The organism is Pedobacter miscanthi, from assembly GCF_003315595.1.
GTDB lineage: Bacteria > Bacteroidota > Bacteroidia > Sphingobacteriales > Sphingobacteriaceae > Pedobacter > Pedobacter miscanthi.
The window spans coordinates 15,555-39,728 of sequence record NZ_QNQU01000032.1 but is presented as its reverse complement, the minus strand read 5'-3'; the positions used below and the strand labels follow the sequence as shown (position 1 = coordinate 39,728).

Genomic DNA, 24,174 nt, shown 5'->3' with positions numbered 1-24,174 from the left:
AAAATCTGATAATGAAATATGCGTAAAGTCTTTTTTAATTGGTTAATGAGCAACTAGTTTTTCCCTAAGAACAAATTTCATTTAAAAACCTTTATTTTAGCGATAATTTCATCACTTTAGTCATATTAACTATCAAAATTACGCCTCGAATGCATGTTAAAAAATCATCCAAGACTAGAACTTTATCTAGGGATTACATTAAGCTACTTAAAACAGGTTCAGTACCAGGAGATATTCATAAGGATTTTCTATTAAGGCATTTAAAGTACTCCCTGTCCGCATCTGAGGCAGTTAAGGTAATTGAAGCACTTGATGATGATGTATTCAATTTTGTAACAGCGTATCCAATAGCATTGGAACTTAGCGAGCTATTCAAGGAGCCAGGTATATTTATGAATATCCCAGGTAAGGAAATTAGTTGGATTACTCGATTTTTGGTAGATTACAATTCCGATTTGACATTTTTTGTCGAACGTGAGCGAGAATATAATCAGCACTTCTTATTAGGTAACTATACTCGAGCAAGAGAAATCGTTGATGAAATAGATGTCAAAATATCCTACTCCGTATGGTCAATGCAACAAAAGCTATTTCTTGCCGAGGCGGAAAGGGGCTTTGTTGGAAATAAAGATTTATTGAGCCAGTTTTTATCTAGTAATTTATCTACCATTACCAATTTTAATGTTCATTACACGAGTATCAGGGCTGAAAGAAACATCTCAGCCTCACAATATGAGGTTTTTATAGACAATTACATAAAAATGGTTGGCAATAGTCTCCAAGACTATGTCTATTTCAAAGTTGATTTCTTTCGAAAATTCGATTATGAGAATCCTGAATTTATACTTTATATAGATGGAAGGCTTTCGATCATTGACAGATTTATCACTTTTAAGCAACTAGCAAAAATTAAGTTTAGTGAAAAAAAACCTGATTTCACAAGTCCAATCTGGAAATCAAGTATTCTAAAAGTAGCAAATGCGATAAATGACCCAGAGCTTAATATCCTTTGTAACCTCTTGGGACAATTTCAGGAGGTTTCTTCACTTGATGAGCAGTTTTTGGCACTCACTGATGCATATACCCTGAGTCAGTATTCGTTAGTTATTGAAATCGCTCAGCGATTGATACCACAGGATCCCAATTCATTTCATGCCATTCTTTTATACGTGAAATCCAATATCAATCTCTCCCTGATTCCAAGCAAATTTGGGGCTGAAGATTGTGTTCTTGATCAAGTTGTCTTCCTACTTTACCACCTGCTAAGTAAAGACAATACTTTCGATCAGGAATCTTACTTTGATATATTCAAACTCATCCATCAACTGGGGAACCAACCTTTGGCGGTGGGGCTTTTTCAAGTTCTCAATGAGGAATTGCCTTACAGATTTCCCTCTTATGGAGAAATTGATTTTTTTAGATTCTATGTTGCCAATTCCCGTCAATCCAATCCTGCTTTATACCAATACCTAGATAAACGTTCGCAGGCGGCATATCTTGACCGCTTCAGAAAATCTGGTGAAAATCACGCCACCATCAGCCTGATCAATGGTCTTGATGATCCCATAGATATGGAACGACTCTCCGAATTTACTATTCGTGAACTGAAATACCATGCTATCGTCCTCAAAAACAAGCTAATGCTTAAGGAAGCGCTACGTGTTTACGAGCATATTTTCTCCTGTAAAGAATTTATCTCTACACATGGCTCACTGCATATGGTTCTTGATATTCTCATTGGCAAATTTAATTGCTTGATTCAAATGGATTCCATCGGATCAGCATTAGAATTAGCTGTTGACTCTGTAACAAAGCATCCACACTTCAAAATGCGCTTTTTCAATCCTGCGTTGCTGAAGATTGTTATCGATACTGAAGATGAACGTCTTCAAGGAAATGTTTGTCTACCTATCTACCTAGCCTACTATAAGGAAAGTATTGAGTCTTATGATCTTTACGTTAGCTATGATAACTATATCTCTATTTTAGGCTATGAAAAGCCCAGAGATTTGATTCAGTCTTATGAGGACTACGATAAGCGTGATCTCGGGTTCCTTATGAACGTCTGCACACATGATGTTCTACACTCAAGTCCTGAATTTGAGAACCAGGAGGAATTGGATCTGGAAAGACTGGAAATCTGTAATTTTTTACTCGACAAGGTAGACGATCATCTGGATATAGAATCAGAAATATCGGATTTACTTAGAAAAATATTGGTTAGAAAGGGAATTAAGCAAATCAACTATAGCAAGATTTATGTTGATGTGCCAAGTCTAAAGGAGGGCCTTCAAAAAGAACTTAGGGAAAATTTTAATCGTAATATTGAGATTGCAGCTCTACCCATAGACCAACTTAATAAGATTGTTGATTCTGTAGGAAAGATGCTCGTTTACTATGTTGATAATCCAGAGGATCCAAATGACTTTACCCAAGAGGATCTTGAAAATGTAAAACTGACAAGCTATAGTCGCTTTCTCCATTTTCAAGAAGCTTTTTTAAAGGTCCGTGATCGTTTTATCTTTGACAAGGATCACGGGCTTGACACCTATTTAAGCATGCGCATCAGACATGGCACTCTATTGGGCCAAATCAGAAGCGTATTTGAAACAAATCACCTTATAACCGTTAGAGATGAAATAGAAAACGCTTACATCCCCAATGATTTCTGGCTATCTCGTATGTATGACATAGATAATGAGGACTATGAAATATTGAATGAGGCGTTCAATACTTTTTCTAAGGCAATAGATAAGATTGCTGAAACATTAAAACTTCAGACTATCCAGATCATTACCGAAATGAGCAACGGAACAAATGGGCTCTTCGATTTTTCATACGACCGAAATCAGCTCTTGGAACTCTTTAGCGTAAGATTTGGTTCTATCAAGGAGTATGATCTTTTTATTGAGCAGGTTATACAGGAGCTATGGCGAAGAACCGAGACCAGTCTCAACTCTATTAAGCTATATCTTAACAATCAACTTATATCTAAGATTGAAACTGTTTTTGATGAATTGGAAACAAGGGTTAATTCTATAAATATCAAGGGCAGTACTGCTCTATCCATTATTCTACAAGAGCTTATATCGACCATCACTAATTGCAGGACGGCGATCGTAGTTGAAATAGGTAACATCTCAGAATGGTTTAACAGAAGCAATAAGAAGATTATCGAGGAATTTGATTTTTCTGTACTAGCAGAATCAAGTGTTAATACTCTGCAGACTATCAACCCCTTATTTAAGGATGCTAATATTAGATACGATATCGATTGTTATTTAAGGTTTGATGGTGACCTCTTTCCTTATTTCACAGATATCCTTTATTATCTGCTCGATAATGCCATCAAGCATTCTAAGCTTGCTTCTGAAGAACTTTGGATATCTATTGATGTCAAACAAGAGGGAGATCAGATCACAATTATAGTAAAGAACAACATAATGAGTGATTTAACTTATTTAGGACAAGTGCAGGAAAGAATATTGGCAACAAGGGAGAAAATAAAAGCTGATGTTACCTATGAACGCATTAATAAGGAAGGAGGAACGGGTGTTCCGAAGATAAAAAAGACCCTCAAGCATGATCTTAAACGCAAGGCCAATAACATAGACCTTCAGCTCTCAGAAGTCGAGGGGGCACACATTTTCACTACCAAAATTGAGTTTGATATTAAGGGACTACAGATACTTGAATAATATGAAAATTCTAATCATAGAAGATGATCCTATTAAATTAAAGGTTATCGCCGATTTCCTCAAGCTTGAGTATGCTCAGACCGTAGTAGACAACAGGATGTCCTACCAATCTGGCCTAAAACTGATCTTAAAAGATGATTTTGACGTCATCCTACTCGACATGCAACTTCCCAACTATGATATTCGTCCGGGAGAAGATGGCTATAAACACAGGCCAATGGCAGGCCGCGATATTTTACGGGAGATTAAGCGCAAGAAAAGAAAGGCAAAGGTCATTATCATTACCCAATATGATTCTTTTGGTGAAAATGGAAAGACCTCGTCGCTTGAGGAATGGCATAAATCTTTTTCAGAGGATTTTAGCAACATTTACCTAAAAACTATATTTTACAAGCCGGGCTCTACTTCTTGGAAAGTTTCACTCACGGAAAACCTCAATACATTTTTATGATCAAGATATTAGTGGTAGAAGATACCGCTTCCAAAGCTGGCAAGGTAGCCAAACTTTTGGATTCAATTACAGGCTGTAGCTATGAGATCGCATCAGACCTTGTCACCGCTCGTAAATTTTTGCAGGATCATTTTAATATTATGATTCTTGACTTACATCTTCCTGAGCGTTTTTCAGAGGTAGCTATAGAAAGCAAAGGCTTTGACTTTGTTTTGGAAATTAGAAAAACTAGACGGCTTAAAATGCCTGATCATATATTGGGGCTTACAGAACATACGGAAGTACATTTAAAGTACAAGTCCATATTCGATGAGAACCTTATCAATCTAGTGCAGTATGACCCAGGATCAATAAGCTGGGAAAGTAAAATCCGGACTAAGATTGAGGAACTTCAACAGTCCAGCATTGGATTACCTTCAGTTAATACACAGAGATATGATATTGCTTTTGTAAATGCCTTGCGCTCCCCCGAACTTGATGCGGTATTAGAACTAGATTATCAATGGCAAAAGAAGAAAATACCAAATGACTCCGCCAATTATTTCGAAGGAAAGATTGAGCTTCCTAGTTACGGCACACTAAATGTTGTCGCGACACACCTTCCGCAAATGGGTATGGTCGCCACTGCGACTTCTACCATGAAGATAATAGAACATTTTAGACCTAAGTTTGTGATCATGACTGGAATCTGCGGTGGCGTCGAAGGTAAAGTCAACTTAGGAGATGTTGTTATATCTGATATGTCCTTTGATCTTGAAAGTGGAAAGATTGTTGTTGATCCCGAAGGGAAACAGGGCTTTGAGCCTGATTACCGAGTTATACCAATTAATAGCTCCTTAAAGGAAGCATTTATAGACTTAGCGACAGACGATAAAATCCTTGCTAGAATTAAATCCAATTGGAAAGGGAACAAGATTAGTGGAGAACTAAATCTCCACGTAGGTCCTGTTGGTTCTGGAGCAGCAGTTATATCCAATAAGGATTATATTGAGAACAAGATTAAGCATCAAAGAAAACTCATTGCAATTGATATGGAATCATATGCTATCTCCTATTGCTGTGAATATTGCACTAAACCGCAACCTATTCCGATCCTAATCAAAAGTGTGTCGGATTATGCTAATCCAGATAAGGGAGATAATATGCAGAAATACTGCGCAACTATGTCGGCTTGGACAGCGGATTATATCATCCGCAATATTTTAACCTTTGATTAATTTACTTGTTGCAATGAAACAGTATTAAAGTAGACATTGACAGATTCAATTTTACGCTATTTAAAAAAAAATAAATTTAACATTTTCACTGCATAAAATCTTAGACAAATGGCGACTCGCATTCTTGTTTTACTGATAATTATAAACTGAAATAAGAGATTAGAATAAATACATCTGGACAAAAGCTAATGAAATATATTGTATCAATAATTTATATTTATATATTGCATAAGCAAGAGGTGAGAGCCTTGCATCAATCATAGATTGAGAGCGTTAATTTAGATAAAGGATGCACCAGCTAGTGCTGCATCCTTTTTTTGCTTTACGATCCCAAAAGCAGATTGAAGAAACCATAGGAGATTACAGCCTTATTAGTCAAAAGCTCTAGATTACTCTACTTTACCAATGATTTTCTGCATATCAGAACCAATCTTATGGTCCAATACCTTTGCATAAATCTGTGTTGTTTTAATACTGGTATGCCCCATCATCTTAGATACACTTTCTATAGGCACACCATTGTTGAGTGTTATAGTTGTCGCAAAGGTATGCCTGGCAATATGAAAAGTCAATAACTTATTAATATTACATAGGTCTGCTATCTCTTTTAAATACGCATTCATTTTCTGATTACTCATCATTGGAAGCAAGGTATCTTTGACAATACATTGGGGATGGTCCTCATAAGCTTTAATTATTGACAGAGCTGCTGGCAAAACGGGGATCCGTGAAAGTGTATCGGTTTTCTTTCTGTTTGTATATATCCATAAATTGCCATCCGTTCCATTAACCAATTCAGAACGTCTTAGTTTACACACATCAACATAAGCAAGTCCTGTATAACAACTGAAGACAAACATATCCCGGACTGTAGCAATCCTCTCGACACTGAACTTCTTTTCCTTTATACGACTTAGCTCTTCTTTGGTTAGCACCTCACGATGCACGGCATTCTGTTTTGGCTTGTAATTAAGATATGGATCAACAGCCAACCACCCGTTACCTAAACATATGCGAATAATTTTGCCGAGATTTTTGATGTATTTTATCGCTGAGTTATTTCCACAGTTGCGGACACTTCTAAGGTAATATTCAAAATCAACTAGGAAAGCAAAGTTGATCTTTGCAACCGGGATATCTGAAACACTATAACTTAACTGCATAAAGTCTTTAACGTGCATTAAACAGGTTTCATAGCGCTGAAGGGTACTTCTTTCAAATTCTTTATCGATGAGGCTTTTCATCTTTGAATTATGATCTTCAAATATGGCAACAAGAGTTCTTGATTGAAGAGTCTTGCCAATAAAGTGGTTTTTAACCGTTTCTGCCGTAACGGTTTCGTTCCCTACCGTCATTAATTGGTGAAGCTCCTGAGCTTTCGACTGAAGTTTATCCAGATAAGCATTTAATAACCGTGCATCTTCTTTTGTACCAACAGTACGCCCGGCCTGAGCGTTCCAGCGATTTGGATCGCACGACTTTCCAGTTGAGGTTTCCGCCCGCCTACCATCAACCGTAAATCTTAAATAGATGGTAACCGGACCAGTTTTGTAAGTAGAGCGCTTTTTTAAATAAAAAAGCAGATTCATGTTTGTTCTCATGACAAATGATTAAAATGAAACAAAATTGTTAATTCTGTCACTTACAGTCAAGATGTTTAATGATTGAACTAGCTCGTAAACAAATACTTAAGCTATAATTGGTGAGCATTCATACCGTTTAATGTGCTCACCGAATTGCTCACCTTTTTCTTGCGAAAAATTGAATAATTTGGTGTTTCCAAAAAACGAAAAAGCCTGTAAACATTTAATTTACAGGCTTTTAGTTAAATTTAAAACTATTTTCGCGGAATGGACGGGACTCGAACCCGCGACCTCCTGCGTGACAGGCAGGCATTCTAACCAGCTGAACTACCACTCCTTTTGTCCTTCTTTAAAGTTCGAACCTCTTGTCTCTTTCGAGGTTGCAAATATAGAGACTATATATTAATTCGCAAAATTTTTTTCTAAATATATTTAACTCCTTAACCTACAGCCCCTTCCTGCATTTTCTCCGCATTTTCAGCAAACTGAAGCGCATCAATAATCTCCTGGATATCGCCATCCATGATGCTTGGCAGGTTGTACATGGTTAATCCGATACGGTGTTCGGTAACACGGCCCTGAGGGTAATTATAGGTTCTGATTTTTGCCGAACGATCGCCGGTTGACACCATTGTTTTACGTTTAGCAGCAATATCGCCATTCTTTTTCTGCAATTCGATGTCGTAAAGTTTACTGCGCAACATCTCCATTGCAATTACACGGTTACCCAATTGCGAACGTTCCTGCTGGCAAACCACCACAATACCCGACGGTTTGTGCGTTAACTGCACCTTGGTTTCTACCTTATTTACATTCTGGCCACCTGCACCGCCCGAACGTGAAGTCTGCAGCTCGATATCAGCAGGGTTAATATACAGGTCGATTTCTTCTGCTTCAGGCAAAACTGCTACGGATGCAGCCGAAGTATGTACACGGCCCTGGGTTTCGGTATCGGGTACACGTTGCACGCGGTGTACACCACTTTCGTACTTTAACTGACCGTAAACATCATCACCATTTACTTTTAAAATCACCTCTTTATAACCACCTGCAGTACCTTCGGTAACATCAACCGTTTCAACTTTCCAGCCTTTGGTTTCGAAATAACGGGTGTACATACGGTATAAATCGCCTGCAAATAAAGCCGCTTCATCCCCACCGGTACCACCACGGATCTCAAATAAGGCATTTTTGGCATCTTCAGGATCTTTAGGAATCAGCATCAAACGAATGTTACTTTCCATTTCTTCCTGCTGTTTTAACAACAAGTCTAGCTCTTCTTTTGCCATCTCGCGCATTTCAGCATCCTTCTCAGTTGCTAAAATCTCCTTGTTCGCGTCGATATTGCTCATCACATTTTTGTAGATTTTATACTCATCTACAATTTTGCCTAAATCTTTATATTCTTTATTTAAAGCCGCAAAACGTTTCATATCCTGGATCACATCCGGATTGCTCAACGATTCTTCTACATCTTCCCAACGCAGCTTTATAGCTTCTAATTTATCTAACATATTTATTCTTGTTGAAATCTCCCCTAAAGCCTGGCACAGGTCCAAAAATTCGGGAAAATGCAAAAATAAGGAAAAAAGCTGAATTTGTTGGTTGGGTTAAGGGCTTAATTGGTTAAGCAGTTGGCATAATTAAAATTACAAGGGTTTTTATTAGGAAATGAAAGGTTCTATACAAGTGGCGGCCGATAGTCCCGCTAACGTTCCAAGTCCTGGCTCATTGCTTCGCTCCGGGCTTTACACTAATATCGGGTTTAGGAACAAATGCCAGTGCATCTGAGCATAGTGCACCCAAACAGTAGTATGAGACTGCGTAACTAAACGGGATTGAAATGACAACTCCCGGTTTTCCTTCAAGATCGGGATATAATGATTAAAACTGCAGCGGTTTTTATTAGAAAATGAAAGGTTCTATACCAGTGGCGGCCGGATAGTCCCGCTAACGTTCCAAGTCCTCGCTCATTGCTTCGCTCCGGGCTTTACACTAATATCGGGTTTAGAAACAAAGGCCAGTGCATCTGAGCATAATGTACCCAAATAGTAGTATGAGACTGCGTAACTAAACGGGATTGAAATGGTAGCTCTCGGTTTTCCTTCAAAACCGGGACTATAATGGAAAGCCCGGCTAACATTAAACTAGGCTACAGGCTTTGCTTTCGAAAAAAATAAACTTAAAATCAAACCTCTGGCTTATAATATTCCAGTTTTAAATCCTCTCCATCAAAAACTGCGTAAGTGCTGTAATTGAGCCATTCGCCTATGTTTACATACCTGCTACCACCGCCCAAATCAATATCAAGCGGGAGGTGCCTGTGGCCGAAAATAAAATAATCGAAATGCGTTTTCTGTAACTGCTCCTTTGCATAAATGGCCAACCATTCTTTATCCTCGCCTAAAAAAACTTCTTTTTCAGTTTGTGCTGCCCTGCTTCCCCTGCTCCAGCCATTGGCAATACCGATGCCCAAATTTGGATGCAGACGTGCAAACAACCATTGGCATAATTTACTTCTGAAAATCTTTCTTAAAAACTTGTATTTGTTATCTCCAGGCCCCAAACCATCACCATGGTGAAGGTAAAATTTCTTTTTACCACGTTCAATAATCAGTTCATCACTGATAATTTCCATGCCTATTTCCCGGGTAAAATAATCGCGCACCCACATATCGTGGTTACCTTTAAAAAAATAGATTTTTATTCCCGCATCGGCCATGGCAGCCAATTTTCCCTGCAAGCGGACAAAACCTTTAGGCACCACAGTTGCATATTCGAACCAGAAATCGAAAACATCGCCCATTAAAAAGAGCTCGCTGCAATTGGGTTCAATAAAATCCAGCCAGCTTACAATACGCGCTTCACGGGCACGGCTTTCGGCATAACTCGGTGTGCCTAAATGAAAATCGGAAGCGAAATAAATGTTTTTAGCCATGAGCCTGCAAAGTTAGTGAAAAAGCCTAAAGCCCGGGAACAGAAAATTGAATGCTAAATGCTCTTTTATTTCACACTAAGTGGTATATTTTTTTTACGTTCTACAATTTTAGGAAAACCACTTATAAATTCTAGCCCCAGGCAACCACGTTTGATTTTAATTTTAAGTAAATCGCCTTCTTCCACCTTATATAATTTCAGATAAAAATAAAAAAAGCCTGATGTTTCTATCGCTTCCATACTGCTTAATTGTACCATAAACTTAATATGGCGATAAGCACGTTCTGCTCTTTGTTTTCTAAACGTACAGGTGATTTCTGTTACCTCCTTTAAACGCAACCTATTTATTATTAACAGAACCACATCGCCGAACCACATTTTACCGACAAATGTTGTGATTAAAAGGCCTATTATTGTGCCCCATATTTTAAATGCAAGCGAATCACCTTTAAACAAACTTTGAATATGAAAAATAAACCAGATGCTTAAAGGTAAACTGAATAAGTAAGGCAGGTATTTTTTAAATCCTTTCCACTCCATATCGGTGGGCAGTACATGAATATCGATCACCAACAAACAGAAGAAAGGTAAATACAAAATGTAGTAATCAGAATGCGACGGATTAAATAATTCGAACATACAAAAAGGCAGAAATGCATTTGGAAGCTGCCAGGATTGAGCAAGCAGCATAAAAGTCACTATCCAAATAGCTAACAAAGGTAAAATCAATCCAAAATAGTCATTCATTATAACTAGCTTAATCCGTGCCATTTTCACTAAATTAGTATTTATCCTCCATCAATAATCATAAAACATAAATTCTATTAAGCTTATTTGCATTAAACCCTTTTCGATTACCACCACCGCCAAAACGCAGAAATACTACTGATGAAATATCCTGAAACTAAAAGAGACGACACTAAAGACAATTACTTTGGCACTACCATTGCCGATCCATACCGCTGGCTGGAGAATGATACCTCAGCCGAAACCAAGGCCTGGGTTGATGCCGAAAATAAAGTAGCCCAAAATTACCTTGAACAAATTCCTTATCGTGCAGACTTTAAAAAGCGCCTAACTGACATCTGGAATTATCCGAAAGAAACAGCTCCATTTAAAGTTGGCGAATATTATTTCTTCACTAAAAATGATGGATTGCAAAATCAAAGCATCTGGTTTATAAAGAAAGGATTAGAAGGCAAAGAAGAAATTTTCCTCGACCCGAACACACTTACGGCTGATGGAACGGCGGCAGTTTCACTTCTTGGTTTTTCGCACGATAAAAAATACCTGGCTTATTCTGTGGCACAGGCCGGATCAGACTGGAGCAATATTTATGTATTGGAAATTGCCACAAAGAACAAATTGGGGGATGAACTGAAATGGACCAAATTTTCGGGCGCAGCCTGGAAGGGTAATGGTTTTTATTATAGTAAGTTTGATGAGCCTGCAAAAGGAACCAATCTTTCGGCTGCCAATAAGTACCAAAAAGTTTATTACCACAAACTGGGTGAGCAACAGACAAATGATCAATTAATTTTTGAAGACAAAACCAATCCCAATCTTTATTTCGGCGCCAGTGTTACCGAAGATGAGCGTTTCTTAATCGTATATGCAAGTGCGGGTACCTCAGGCAATGCATTGTACTATCAGGACTTAAAACTACCCGAAAGCAAAATAGCACCGCTAATTAAAGGTTACGAACACAATCATAGTGCTGTTGATAACATTGGAGACAAATTATTGGTGAATACCGATTTAGGTGCAGAGAACAAACAGGTAGTTTTAGTTGATCCTCAAAAGCCTGACCCGAAAAACTGGCAGAAAATCATCCCCGAATCAAAATTGGCATTGGAAGGTATTGGAACCGGCGGTGGGTTTTTATGGGCAACCTACTTAAAAGATGCCAGCACTAACATTATCCAGTTTGATTTAAAAGGAAAGAAAATAGGCGAGGTAAAACTACCTGCCATTGGTACCGTTGATGGTTTTGGCGGATATAAAGCGGATAAAGAATTTTTCTACTCTTTTTCTAACTTCACCACCCCAAGCAGCATTTACCGTTATGATGTGGCTAAAGCCGAATCGGTTTTATACAGAAAATCGGCATTGAAACTTAATACAGATAATTATGAAACCAAACAGGTATTTTATCCTTCTAAAGATGGCACCAGGGTGCCCATGTTCATCGTCCATAAAAAAGGAATTAAACTTGATGGCAACAACCCGGTTTACCTTTATGCCTATGGTGGTTTCCAGATCAGTTTAACGCCAGGATTTAGTTTATCACGCATGCTGTTTTTAGAACATGGAGGCATTTATGTTCAGCCAAGCCTGCGTGGCGGAAGCGAATACGGCGAAGCCTGGCATAAAGGCGGTATGCTGGCAAAAAAACAAAATGTATTCGACGATTTTATTGCCGCAGCAGAGTATCTGGTTAAAGAAAAGTATACCAACCCATCAAAAATTGCCATTTCGGGTGGTTCAAACGGCGGACTTCTGGTTGGTGCATGCATGACGCAACGGCCCGATCTTTTTAAAGTGGCTTTACCTGCCGTTGGTGTGCTCGACATGTTACGCTACCATAAATTTACCGTTGGCTGGGGCTGGGCAGTTGAGTACGGAACCAGCGATAAAAAAGAAGATTTTGATTATCTGATCAAATATTCACCGCTTCATAACATCAAAAGGGGCGTAAATTATCCGGCCACATTAATTACCACCGCCGATCATGACGATCGTGTGGTGCCTGCACACTCGTTTAAATTTGCAGCAACGCTACAGGAAAAATATAAGGGCGAAAACCCGGTTTTAATCAGGATTGAAACCAAAGCCGGCCACGGAGCGGGTAAACCTACCACCAAATTAATTGAAGAGGCGGCGGATGTGTGGAGTTTTGTATTTCAGAATTTGGGGATGAGGTGGTAATTTAATTCTGCCACAGAAGTAAAAAACCATGGAAATTCCCCCATGCTGTTTTTTGCTTCTGTGGTAAATATTATCGAGATAAAATTTTTGGGAAGCCGGTGATGAACTCTGTTCCCAAGCAACCCCTCTTAATTACAATTTCTATTCTATCTTCTGCCTGCACCCCTTTAAACTTTAGGTACACATAAAAGAAACCCGAAACTTTCATTTTACCCAGGTTATAAAACACAACATAATAGTTTGTAGATCTGCCCACCGTTTTTATCAACTTCTTTATCACCTGTGTTTCTACATAACGCTTATCCTTTAGCGATAAACGATTTATAAATAACAACAATACATCAGAAAACCAGAATTTAGACACAAAGATTAAAACAAGAACCTGAAAGATATAGCCCCAAATAACAGAAACCAAAGTTCCATCCTTTACAAATCCCCTTCCATAAAATAGATAGAGCACTAAAAACGGAATAGTTAAAACATAACTCAAAATAGTGATCTCCCGACTAAATTTGGTTTCTTTTACTGTAATGTGCAGATCAACGACTAATAGGGATAACAAAGGAATGATTAAGAGCCATTTCCAATGGCTATTTCCTGAATAAAGGCCCCAGATGCAGAAGGGAATAAAGGCTGCTGGCAATTGCCAGCTCCGTCCGCAAAACAGAAACAGTAATACCCAAATTGCAACCATGGGCAAAGCAATAAAAAAATAATCAAGCATCGTTAATTAGAATATCAGGAAAGTTATTACTTTTTTGGAATTTTAGCCAGATCTGGTAATTTAATTGTGAGTTTTTCACATCTTCAAAAGCTGAATCGGGAATCCCCCACTAAACCTATAGACCAATTATAATTTGCTTTAAAACACTAAAAACCTTTAACTTTTGTTTTCCGTTAAACTCAAAGCATATAAAATACTGAATATAATAGTATTGCAAAATTATCTAGAATATTTCTAAATAGCAGAATTGATAAGACTTTATTTTGTAACTTTGCGTCAAATTTTTCTTTAATGATCACTACTGATATAGCCGTAATAGGCGCTGGTCCGGTTGGTTTATTTGCCATTTTTGAAGCCGGTTTATTAAAAATGCGTTGTCATTTAATTGATTACCTCCCTCAGGTTGGTGGTCAGCTGTCTGAAATTTACCCTAAAAAACCGATATACGATATTCCTGGTTATCCATCTGTATTGGCGCAGGAGCTTATCGATAATTTAATGGAGCAGGCCAAACCTTTCCATCCTACTTTTACCTTAGGCGAACGTATTGAAGGTTTAGAAAAGCGTGGCGAAGCCGATTTCGTTTTAACTACCAATATGGGTACCGTTATCGAAGCTAAGGTTGTGGTTATTGCCGGTGGTTTAGGCTGTTTTGAGCCACGTAAACCTGCTGTAGAAAATTTAGAAAACTTTGAAAACGGTAAAGGTGTAAACTACATGATCCTTGATCCGGAGAAATACCGCGACCAGAAAATGGTTATTGCAGGTGGTGGCGATTCGGCTCTTGACTGGACCATTTACCTGGCAGAAGTTTGTTCTGAGCTGACTTTGGTTCACAGAAGCGAAAGTTTCCGTGGTGCACCAGATTCTGTTGCAAAAGTAATGGCACTGGCAGAAAGTGGAAAAATCAACCTGATTTTAAACAGCAATCTGCAAGCCGTACATGGAACAGATAAACTGGAGCAGGTAGAAATTGTTCAGAACCGCACCATGGAAAAAACAGTTGTAGAGGCAGATCACTTAATTCCTTTGTTTGGTTTGAGTCCTAAATTAGGTCCGATTGAAGACTGGAACTTAAACATCAGCAAAAGTGCTATCGAGGTTAATGTTGATGATTATTCGACCAACATCCCGGGTATTTATGCCATTGGCGATATCAATACTTATACAAATAAGTTAAAATTGATTCTTTGTGGTTTCCATGAAGCGGCATTAATGAGTCACAGTGCTTATTCGTACATGAACCCTGGTGTGAAATATACCATGAAATATACTACTGTAAACGGAGTTTCAGAATTTTAAGCTTTCTCCTATATTTGCTGTTCAAATAATAAGAGAACTAAAAATGGAAAACAACATCAATATATACATGCAGGAGCCGGATGGCTCGGTTACTGAACACGTTGCCCCAACCGACATGGGTTTAAGCCTAATGGAGTTTTTAAAGGCTTCGGAATATGATATTTTAGCCACTTGTGGCGGAATGGCTTTATGTGCTACCTGTTGTGTTGATGTTTTAGAGGGCGAAGAAAAACTTAATGAAATGACAGACGATGAGTATGCCATGCTGGATACTTTGCCCGATTTGTTACCTAATTCGCGTTTAGCCTGCCAGTTGCAGTTAAACAACAACATGGACGGTTTAAAAGTAAAATTACACGGCGTAAGCTAGGTTGTTAATAGTATAAACAGAAAAGGCGATACGTAAAGTGTCGCCTTTTTTTGTTTTTGTTAATCGGGATTTGCAATCTCGATTCTCCGAACTGTGGATTTTTAATCCACCCCAACCATTAAAATTTAAAGAATTGTAAACTGCCAACCGAAAATTGCAAACTAATATGGGCGTTACCTCAATCCCGATGAAAAATCGGGAAAGGGTCGGGCTTTTCAGGGCTGCGCTTCGCTCCGGTACCGATGAAAAATCGGTACTAAACCCTTACAATCCCTAACGCAGATCCATCGCGATTTGGAGCAGTTGCCACTGTTTCTAAACCTGATAAAGCGAAAAGCCCGGATCCCGATTTTTCATCGGGAGAGGACTTGCAGCGATAGCAGGGCTACAATCTGCCATTGAAACAGAACCCATTATTTCCAAAAAAAAAGCATTTTTCAACCAAATCTAGGCAGCGAAGACCTCGCAGGTTTTAAAACCTTGCGAGGTCTGGAAATTTATCTATTGAATATTTACCTTCTGCTTCACAACATTCCAGCCGTAAACTTCAACAGCTAAATTGCTTTGTTTACCCGTATATTCTACCATAATGGTTTTGCTTTCTCCAGGCAACACACTTACATAATTATCATCATAAAAGCTTGGCAATATCCGTTCGTTGCTATTGCTGTTAATTAAAGCAACGCGGTTAAAAAACGCAACCGGATTTCCAGCGGCATTAGTTAACGTTACCGCTACTTTACCATTTTTCTGATCAAGAGCAGCCACTTTTAAAGGCGTCTGTTTAATGTTCTTCAAACCCGAATATTCGCCGTCTTTTCCGGGCAGCCAATAAATATTTTCGCTTAAGACATGCTGCTTCTGATCTAAAATTCTTAACGCTACAAATACACCTTCTTTTTTGTCAAGTTTGGTCAAAAACTCGTTCATCGGAAAAAGTCTTCTTACGGAAGATGGTCCTACGGAATTAAATACCTGCGAATAGAAATAGTCCTTTCCATCCATATCGTAAGCTTTTGCCTGCACCATTAAATTGTTCCTCGTGGTAAATCCGTTGTTTACAATCGTAACCATGCTATCTAAAGGATTCATCATCACGTGCAATGGTTCACTACCCTTTCTCAAGCCATATAAACAGGCATTAGGATCGAGGTAATAATCGTACATCTGCCCACGCATGGCCGTCCAGGGGTTTTGGGTTTTCCAGATGATAGAACCGGTATACCAATCCCACATTTTGTTAGAAAACCCCTCCATTAAGGACCTATATTGATCATAATTGGCCAATTGGGCTTTCATGGCAAAATCTTCGGCACTTTTTGGCTTGCCATAAGGATTAAGGTATTGTTCGTACGAAATGTATTTATGATAATCCCATACCGAATCGGGTTTGGCTTTATACTGCGGTGCAACCAGGTTTTCTTTCGGGATAAAACGCAACAGCGAAGCATAATCGCCTACGCCTACCGAACCAACTTCCGAATTGTAGGGGAAGGTTCTGGTACCCCAAAAAGTTTTGATATCCTGTATACCATACGGACCGTCGCCATTACCACCAATAGAATTGAACGACATTTCATCGCTGTTCGAGAAATCGAAAAGTTTTCTGGTGCCATCCAAACGTGGAAGGATTTCATTTTTTAAGGGTTCCAAAATATCCTCAGGAGGGGTAATTTCGTTTCCACCGCACCAGAATGCAAGTGAAGCATGGTTTCTGATCATTTTGATCTGATCTTCAATCGCAGTTAAAGTAAGGTTATGGTCGTCAGGATAGTTTCTTCTTGTCCACTGGTCTTCTTTTTTCATCGGATCTACCCAACGGCCGTTACAATCGCCACTAAACCAAAAATCCTGAAAAACCAGCAGGCCATATTTATCACAGGCATTGTAAAATTCCGGTCTTTCAAGGATTGCTCCACCCCAGATTCTAATCAGGTTGAGGTTCATATCCTTATGGTAACGGATTTCGGCATCATAGCGGGCATCGCTAAAACGCAGCATTGCATCAGAAATGATCCAGTTTCCACCTTTAATAAAAATCTTTTGTCCGTTTACATAAGCGCCCATACTTTTAGTGTGCTCATTCCAGATGTTATCGATCTGGCGTACACCCACTTTCAGTTGCTCCTGATCCAATACCTGATTGGCTGCCACAAATTCGATTTTTACATCATATAAGTTTTGTGCGCCATAGCCGCTAGGCCACCATAATTTCGGATTTTCGAGTAATAAATCAGGCAGTTTAACGGTAGTGGTTTTACTAGCTGGGATAGTTGTGGGCTGTTTAACCAGTTTGCCAGCAATTTGATATTGCAGCGTACCTGAAACAGGCAGATTAGTCGGGTTTTCTACTTCAACCGAAACTTTAACGGTAGCAGGATTTTGTTTTCCTTCCGGTAAACGTTTGCCTGGCACCAGGGTAATTACCTGTGGATTCTGAATATTGATGCTTTTGGTTTTTTCGATGGTTACTTTGTCCCAGATTCCGGTATTACGGTCGCGGGTGGGCTGTATCCAATCCCAACCTGCGGTATATTGTGTGGTTAATCCTTTAGCAATTGTTCCGTCGCCACCCTGACCTCCGTTTGGATTACCCGGAAAATCTGGCGGATAAACCACAACGGCCAGTCTGTTTTTGCCGCTTGCAGACAATAGCCTGGTAATATTATACTGCGCCCGAAGGTGCATACCTACCTGGGTTTTAGGGTTAACTTTTTTCCCGTTCAGGTAAATTTCAGCTTTGTAATTAATTCCCCTAAACTGTAACCAAACCTGTTCGTTACCTATCGCCCGTTCCTCAAAATCTTTTACAAACCAGTAGGTGTAATAATCGTTGCCGGTTTTATATACATCAGGAATTTTTTCATTACTCATTCCATAAAATGGATCGGGAATTTTTTTATTGTTTAATAAGGTGGTTAAAACCGTCCCTGGTACTGTTGCAGGCATCCAGTTATTGGTAGAAAAACCTGCTTTCGAAATTTCTAGGCCTGATGCATTGGCATCTTTGATATTGGTACATACCCAGCCCGAATTAAGCTCGTAACGCTGTTGCGCATTTACGATCAGGGCCGAACAGCATAAAAGAAGTAAAAATATTTTCTTCATATATGATAGAATTATTGAATGAATGAATTAACGATTGATAGAATTAGAGAATGAAGCGGTGTTTGTTATTACAAATTTCCATTCTATCATCCTCTCATTCAATCATTTTTACATTATTTATTGGATACCGGTCTGTCTTCAGGTTTTATACCCCAGGTTTCGGATGGTTTGTTCCCCATGTAAATCTGTATGTTTCCACCGGTTACAATGGTTTTATGGAGAATGTACGATTTCGTGTAAGGTTTCCCGTTCAGTACGATTTTCTGGATATATTTATTCTCTGCGCTATTTTCCACCACTTTGATGTTGAACTTTTTATTTCCGGCCAGGGTAATGGTTGCATCGTTAAGCAAAGGCGTTCCGAAAACGTATGAGCCGTTTGCTGGATTAACGGGATAAAAGCCCATGGCTGTGAAGACATACCAGGCACTCATCTGGCCAACATCTTCGTTACCACATAAGCCATCAGGTTTTGAAGAATAAAAATCGTGATCTATTTTACGGATCAGATCGGCTGTTTTCCATGGTTGACCGGCATAAGTATATAAATAAGTAATGTGGTGACCAGGCTCATTTCCCTGTGCATAATTTCCGATCAACCCGGAAATATCAGGAGAACTGTTTTCGCCCAGTTCAGCTTTAACCGAAAATAAAGAATCGAGTTTATTTACGAATGGTTTATCGCCACCAAATAATCTGATCAGCCCTTCCACATCCTGTGGCACCAGCCAGGTATACTGCCATGCATTTCCTTCGGTATAATCATCTTCGCGGTGTTTAGAAGCCACCGGACTAAAAGGTGTTCTCCAGGTGCCATCAGCCAGTTTACCCCTCATAAACTGTACATCTTTATCAAAATATTCTTTGTATAACTGCGCTCTTTTGCTGAAATACTGATAATCTTTGGTTTTATTTAATGCCTTGGCAAACATAGCAATGCAATAATCATCAATGGCATATTCTAAGGCCTTGGCAACGGATTCGTTCACCTTATCGGCCGGAATATATTTAAGCTGCTGGATATAATCGATGCCATCGGTTTTTTGCATAGCCGATTGTTTTACAGCTTCGAAAGCCAGATTTACATCAAAGCCCCTATACCCTTTTAAATAAGCATCAACAATAACGGGAACGGCATGATAACCCACCATGGTATTGGTTTCGCTGCCCATTAAATGCCAAACCGGTAATTTTCCCTGTTGTTTATAAATGGCCAGCATGGTATTAACCACATCGCTCACTTTATCCTGGTGTAAAATGGTGTATAATGGGTTGGCAGCACGATAAGTATCCCATAGCGAAAAAGTAGTGAGGTTATTAAAGTTTGCTTTTTTATATACTTTTTTGTCTGTTCCGCGGTAATCTTTGTTCACATCATTAAATAACGATGGGGCGATCATGGTATGGTATAATGCAGTGTAAAATACCTTTTTGGTGGTATTGGATGCACTGATATTAACTTTCGAAAGTTCTTTTTCCCATTTAGCATCACTGTTTTTAACGGTAGCGGCAAAATTCCAGCCTGGCAGCTCCGTTTTTAAATTCAAAATCGCATTTTCGGTACTTACCGGAGATAAAGCCACTTTAATCTGCAATTTTTCATTGTTAATGGCATTGAAATTCACCACCGCCTTTAACTTTTTGCCTGATAATTCGTTACCGTTTTTCACCACCGTACTATCATATAATACGAGATTCTTAATAGGCTGAGATAATTTGATTACGAAATAAAGGCGCTGATCGGTAGACCATCCTTTCGAATTCCGGTGCCCGATAATGGTGGTCGCGTCCAATTGTTTAAATGATGCTGAAACGGGAGCATCCCAGCCAATGCCTTCGATTAAATCGATAATAATATGTGGATTTGCAGCTCCTTTTTTAAAGGTATACTGATGAAAACCTACCCTTTCGGTAGCGGTTAACTCTGCTTTAATATCGTATTTATCGAGCAATACGCTATAATAACCAGCTTTTGCTACTTCGTTTTTATGCGAAAATTTAGACAGGTAGCCACTTTCATCGTCGGCAGTTTTACCTTTTTCTAACAACAACTTACCTGTTGCGGGCATAATCGAAATGTCGCCCAGATCGCCGATACCCGTACCACTTAAATGGGTGTGTGCAAAACCGGTGATGGTATTACTCACATAATTGTAGCCACTGCACCAGTCCCAGCCTTCAAAAATATTGTTAGGCCCGAGCTGTACTGCCCCAAAAGGAACATTGGCGCCTACAAAAACGTGACCATGTTTTGCCGATCCGATCAATGGATCTACATACTGGGTGAGTTTGGTTTTCTGCTGCGCAAAGGCATTAAATGTAAAAAGAGAGGCGGTTAGAAATAGAATCGATGAGGTTTTCCTGAATTGCATGTGTGCTTATAATTTCCTACAAAAGATTTAAAGCTCTAAAAGTAAAACGTTTTACGTTTATTTTCTCATAAAAGGGGGAAGAATTAATAAAATGACGGTCATCTCGACTGTAGCATAGTCCCGACGTTAAGTCGGGAGAGAGATCTATCTCGGTAAGTTTAGCTTCGTTGCACTTTGTTATTATAGGCGAACTCAACGAGTCGTCATCTCGACCGAAACGCAGTGAAGCGGAGAGATCTGCTTCGATAGATCTCTCGACTACGTTGCACTCCGCTCGAGATGACGACCAACTGGGAAGGTATTCTACCCAATCTCCAAAACAATTACCTGATCTGGTTCGGTAGTATTTGCTGTTGCAGTAATGGTTAATTTCGATTTTTTGAAAGTAAAGTTTACAGCACTTTTATCTTTTAACAAATAAGCTTTTTTAATCTTTTTTAATGGAACATTTTCTAAATCGAGTGTAGTGGTTTTTCCGTCTACAATGTGGATATAAACTTTTTTGTCGCTTTGCGTAATGCTACCCCAGGTTTGTGGTTTGATAAAGCCGGCTTTTGTACTGTAAATACTTTCGCCATAAACTTTAAGCCAATCGCCCAAACCTGCCAGACGGTCCTGAAACTCGGGCTGGATTTTTCCACTCGGCATCGGGCCAATGTTCAATAAAAGATTAGAGCCCAAACTTGCAGCTTTAACCAGCATGTGCACCAGCTCTTTGTTTGATTTGTAATATGTATCGCTTAAATTATATCCCCATGAATTGGAAATCGTTTCGCAGGTTTCGAGCGGTAACTGATCTGAAGCTTTTTGAAAACTTAAACCCGATTTATTTTCTCCCGGAAGATCGCGTTCGAACATCTGGAAATCTTCGCCTGCAAAAGGTGTTAAGTGGTGGTTGTTCCCGATCATACACTGTGGCTGCAATTTGTGGATCAAACCATAAATTTCATTGTATTTCCAGTCGATACGCGAAGTTCTGTCTTTTGCTCCCTCTGGCTCAGTCTGGTCCCAATGGCCATCAAACCAGATCCCTCCTATTTCACCATAATTGGTCAATAACTCCGTAAGCTGGTTTTTCATAAACTGCAAATAGCTGGCGTAATTGCCTTTGCCTGTACGGCCGGAGTTTTGGCCCGTGCGACCAGTTTCGTGCGGATAATCTTCCCTGCGCCAATCTAACAAAGAGTAATATAAGTATAATTGTATACCCTGTTTATGGCATTCATCAGCCATCATTTTCACAATATCCTTTTTGTATGGCGTATTCATGATGTTGAAATCAGAATATTTGGTATCCCACATACTAAAACCATCGTGATGCCTGGTGATGAGTGTAATGTATTTCATTCCTGCATTTTTAGCCATGCTAACCCATTGCGCAGCATTAAATTCAACAGGATTGAAAAAATCTTTAAGGTTGGTATAATTATGAACATTTAGTTTCCGTTCGTTCATTACCCATTCGCCGCTCCCGGGTATGCTGAAAGGCCCCCAATGGATAAACAGGCCGAAACGGGCATCTGCAAACCATGCGCGTTGCTTTAAATTTGATGCCGCGGGCACATAATCCTGCGCTTTTAATTGCAGGCCAAACAACAGGACTAAGCCTATTATCAATAATTTCTTCATAAGGTAGGTGGTATATTTGGTTAGGTTTTCTTAATCTATTGAAGCAGTGGCTTTGGTGGGTTTACCGATCACTTTGTAATTTCCATCGCCCTTTAAGATAGCCAGGATTTGTGATTGATTGGTAAACAGGTTTTTCGCCGCAGCCAGTTCTTTATCGTATTGGAAACTTTGCTCAATTCTTCCTTTTTCATAAAAATAACGGCTCACGATCTGCGTTTCCAAAACCCTTTTAATTTCGGCTTTATGGTTTACCAGATCCGTTTTTTTAGAAGAAGTAAGTTTGTATTTCAGGTTTTCGAGATCGGTTTTTACTTCTGCTGATTTATTTTCTTTTTCGGCCTCTGCACGCAAATCAGATAGTAATCTTTCGGTACGGCTCAAATAAGTTAAATCTTTATCGGCAAGGCTATTGGCGAAAACCGTATAATCAGCATCTGATAACTGGAAAGTTTTGGCAGATGCCAGTGTTGGTTTTTCTTTTTTGTATAGGTTGGCATAGTTAAAGAAAAGGCTTTTATTCAGCATCGAAATGGTAATCGGGCTCAATTTATCAGCATTAACCACGATATCCGGATAAACACCATTTCCGCTATACACATTCCGGCCAGCTTTGGTCTGATACATCACCATGGTAGAATCGGCGAAACGTTCGGCCACGCCTTCGGCATTTTTATGTGCATAATCGAGTTTTTGGATGCACCTGCCTGATGGGGTATAATATTTGGCTACAGTTACTTTAACCAGACTGTTGTAAGGCAGATTGAAGGTTTGCTGAACAAGACCTTTACCATAGCTGCGCTGTCCGATAACGATGGCACGGTCTAAATCTTGTAACGAACCGGCAACAATTTCGGAAGCTGAAGCCGAGTTTCCATTTACCAAAACCACCAACGGAACAGAAGTTGAAATTGGCGCGTTAAGGGTTTTATAGGTAATGGTTTTCTCTACATTTTTACCTTTTTGCGTTACAACAAGCTGGTCTTTATTGATGAAAAGATTTACAATTTTAACGGCTTCCTGCAAAATACCGCCGCCATTATTCCTTAAATCCAATACCACGCCTTTAGGATTTTCTTTCTGGATGGCCAACAAGGCATCTTTAACTTCCTGACCGGAGTTTTCCAGGAATTTATCGAGTTTGATATACCCAACACCATCGCCAACCATACCTGAGTATGATACATTTGGCTGTTTTATCTCCTCCCGAACCAGTTTTTTACTGATTTCTTTTCCATCCCTGATCATCACCATATCAACGGCAGTACCTTTTGGCCCGCGCAATAACTGGCTAATTTCGGGACGATCTTTACCTTTAACGGCAATGCCATTAATGCTCACCACCTGATCGCCGGCTTTAATGTCGCTTTTATTTGCAGGGTAACCTTCGCTTACCTCGTTAATAAACAATTTACCATCAATAAAAACGGTACCTGCACCAATACCGCCATATTGGGTACTCACATATTTAAGTTTATAATCCTCAATCTCCGATTCGGGAACATACTCGGTATAAGGATCCAAGCTATCCAACATGGCATCAATACCTGTTTTCATCAATTTCGGGGCATTGGTATCGTCAACATAATTGATGTTGATTTCTTTATAAAGTGAAGCAAAAATATCCAGGTTTTTGGACACAAGAAATAAATCTTCCTTGAAAGAAAAAGATAAAACAGCAACACCAAATCCAGCTGCTAAAAGACCATATTTTAGTTTCTTCATTCCCTTATGTGTTATTTCGAACGGCGCAGATTTAAGAAAACACCGCTTTTGGACGATTATTTAGTGATATAGTACGAAAGTAAATGTACAAAAAGCCGCAAATATTAAAAATAGCTTATTTGGGCGACGCGTA

General features: G+C 39.2%; 15 protein-coding genes and 1 tRNA gene. 6 read left to right on the top strand and 10 right to left on the bottom strand.

Going from position 1 to position 24,174, the window contains the following annotated elements:
* Positions 1 to 149 precede the first annotated feature (149 nt).
* The 3 genes from DRW42_RS25455 to DRW42_RS25445 are packed head-to-tail and all read left to right on the top strand — an operon-like array spanning position 150 to position 5,366.
* Positions 150 to 3,698: a histidine kinase gene (locus DRW42_RS25455; protein WP_113951693.1), complete on the top strand. Its 3,549-nt coding sequence runs from the start codon at positions 150 to 152 to the stop codon at positions 3,696 to 3,698.
* Position 3,699: 1 nt separating this feature from the next.
* The gene (locus tag DRW42_RS25450; RefSeq protein WP_113951692.1) at positions 3,700 to 4,149 is read left to right on the top strand and encodes a response regulator; all 450 of its coding nucleotides are present in this window, start codon (positions 3,700 to 3,702) and stop codon (positions 4,147 to 4,149) included.
* Positions 4,146 to 5,366, top strand: a complete 1,221-nt coding sequence (locus DRW42_RS25445) for a phosphorylase family protein (RefSeq protein ID WP_113951691.1) — start codon at positions 4,146 to 4,148, stop codon at positions 5,364 to 5,366. The genes DRW42_RS25450 and DRW42_RS25445 overlap by 4 nt, the downstream gene beginning before the upstream one ends.
* 389 nt (positions 5,367 to 5,755) lie before the next feature.
* Here DRW42_RS25445 and DRW42_RS25440 read toward each other — a convergent pair whose 3' ends face one another.
* The 5 genes from DRW42_RS25440 to DRW42_RS25420 form a co-directional block, all read right to left on the bottom strand.
* Positions 5,756 to 6,967 (bottom strand): site-specific integrase, encoded by a 1,212-nt coding sequence (locus tag DRW42_RS25440; RefSeq protein ID WP_167437828.1) that lies wholly within the window; start codon positions 6,965 to 6,967, stop codon positions 5,756 to 5,758.
* 245 nt (positions 6,968 to 7,212) lie between these two features.
* Positions 7,213 to 7,286: transfer RNA gene (locus DRW42_RS25435), tRNA-Asp, on the bottom strand.
* A gap of 103 nt (positions 7,287 to 7,389) precedes the next feature.
* On the bottom strand, positions 7,390 to 8,463 hold the full coding sequence (gene prfA / locus DRW42_RS25430) for a peptide chain release factor 1 (RefSeq protein WP_113951689.1): 1,074 nt from the start codon (positions 8,461 to 8,463) through the stop codon (positions 7,390 to 7,392).
* A gap of 674 nt (positions 8,464 to 9,137) precedes the next feature.
* Positions 9,138 to 9,887 carry a UDP-2,3-diacylglucosamine diphosphatase gene (locus DRW42_RS25425; protein WP_113951688.1) on the bottom strand — a complete coding sequence of 250 codons (750 nt, stop codon included), beginning with the start codon at positions 9,885 to 9,887 and terminating at the stop codon, positions 9,138 to 9,140.
* Positions 9,888 to 9,952: 65 nt separating this feature from the next.
* Positions 9,953 to 10,657: a hypothetical protein gene (locus tag DRW42_RS25420; protein ID WP_147243809.1), complete on the bottom strand. Its 705-nt coding sequence runs from the start codon at positions 10,655 to 10,657 to the stop codon at positions 9,953 to 9,955.
* A 117-nt stretch (positions 10,658 to 10,774) separates the two neighbouring features.
* On the opposite strand from DRW42_RS25420, the gene DRW42_RS25415 reads away from it, so the two are divergent.
* Positions 10,775 to 12,814 carry a prolyl oligopeptidase family serine peptidase gene (locus DRW42_RS25415; protein ID WP_113951686.1) on the top strand — a complete coding sequence of 680 codons (2,040 nt, stop codon included), beginning with the start codon at positions 10,775 to 10,777 and terminating at the stop codon, positions 12,812 to 12,814.
* A gap of 70 nt (positions 12,815 to 12,884) precedes the next feature.
* On the opposite strand, the gene DRW42_RS25410 is transcribed toward DRW42_RS25415, so the two are convergent.
* Positions 12,885 to 13,538, bottom strand: a complete 654-nt coding sequence (locus DRW42_RS25410; protein ID WP_113951685.1) for a hypothetical protein — start codon at positions 13,536 to 13,538, stop codon at positions 12,885 to 12,887.
* Positions 13,539 to 13,829: 291 nt separating this feature from the next.
* Here DRW42_RS25410 and DRW42_RS25405 point away from each other — a divergent pair, with 291 nt between their 5' ends.
* Together DRW42_RS25405 and DRW42_RS25400 are read left to right on the top strand one after the other, a co-directional pair.
* Complete coding sequence (locus DRW42_RS25405; protein ID WP_113951684.1) at positions 13,830 to 14,840, top strand: NAD(P)/FAD-dependent oxidoreductase; 1,011 nt, start codon at positions 13,830 to 13,832, stop codon at positions 14,838 to 14,840.
* Between the two features lie 43 nt (positions 14,841 to 14,883).
* Positions 14,884 to 15,210, top strand: a complete 327-nt coding sequence (locus tag DRW42_RS25400) for a 2Fe-2S iron-sulfur cluster-binding protein (protein ID WP_025141835.1) — start codon at positions 14,884 to 14,886, stop codon at positions 15,208 to 15,210.
* Between the two features lie 501 nt (positions 15,211 to 15,711).
* Here the strand turns inward: DRW42_RS25400 and DRW42_RS25395 are convergent.
* From DRW42_RS25395 to DRW42_RS25380, 4 genes are all read right to left on the bottom strand, one after another.
* Positions 15,712 to 18,318: a glycoside hydrolase family 2 protein gene (locus tag DRW42_RS25395; RefSeq protein WP_113951683.1), complete on the bottom strand. Its 2,607-nt coding sequence runs from the start codon at positions 18,316 to 18,318 to the stop codon at positions 15,712 to 15,714.
* Positions 18,319 to 18,431: 113 nt separating this feature from the next.
* Positions 18,432 to 20,690 carry a GH92 family glycosyl hydrolase gene (locus tag DRW42_RS25390; protein WP_113951682.1) on the bottom strand — a complete coding sequence of 753 codons (2,259 nt, stop codon included), beginning with the start codon at positions 20,688 to 20,690 and terminating at the stop codon, positions 18,432 to 18,434.
* A 303-nt stretch (positions 20,691 to 20,993) separates the two neighbouring features.
* Complete coding sequence (locus tag DRW42_RS25385; RefSeq protein WP_113951681.1) at positions 20,994 to 22,319, bottom strand: alpha-L-fucosidase; 1,326 nt, start codon at positions 22,317 to 22,319, stop codon at positions 20,994 to 20,996.
* A 30-nt stretch (positions 22,320 to 22,349) separates the two neighbouring features.
* Positions 22,350 to 24,041: a S41 family peptidase gene (locus tag DRW42_RS25380; protein ID WP_113951680.1), complete on the bottom strand. Its 1,692-nt coding sequence runs from the start codon at positions 24,039 to 24,041 to the stop codon at positions 22,350 to 22,352.
* Between the last annotated feature and the right edge of the window lie 133 nt (positions 24,042 to 24,174).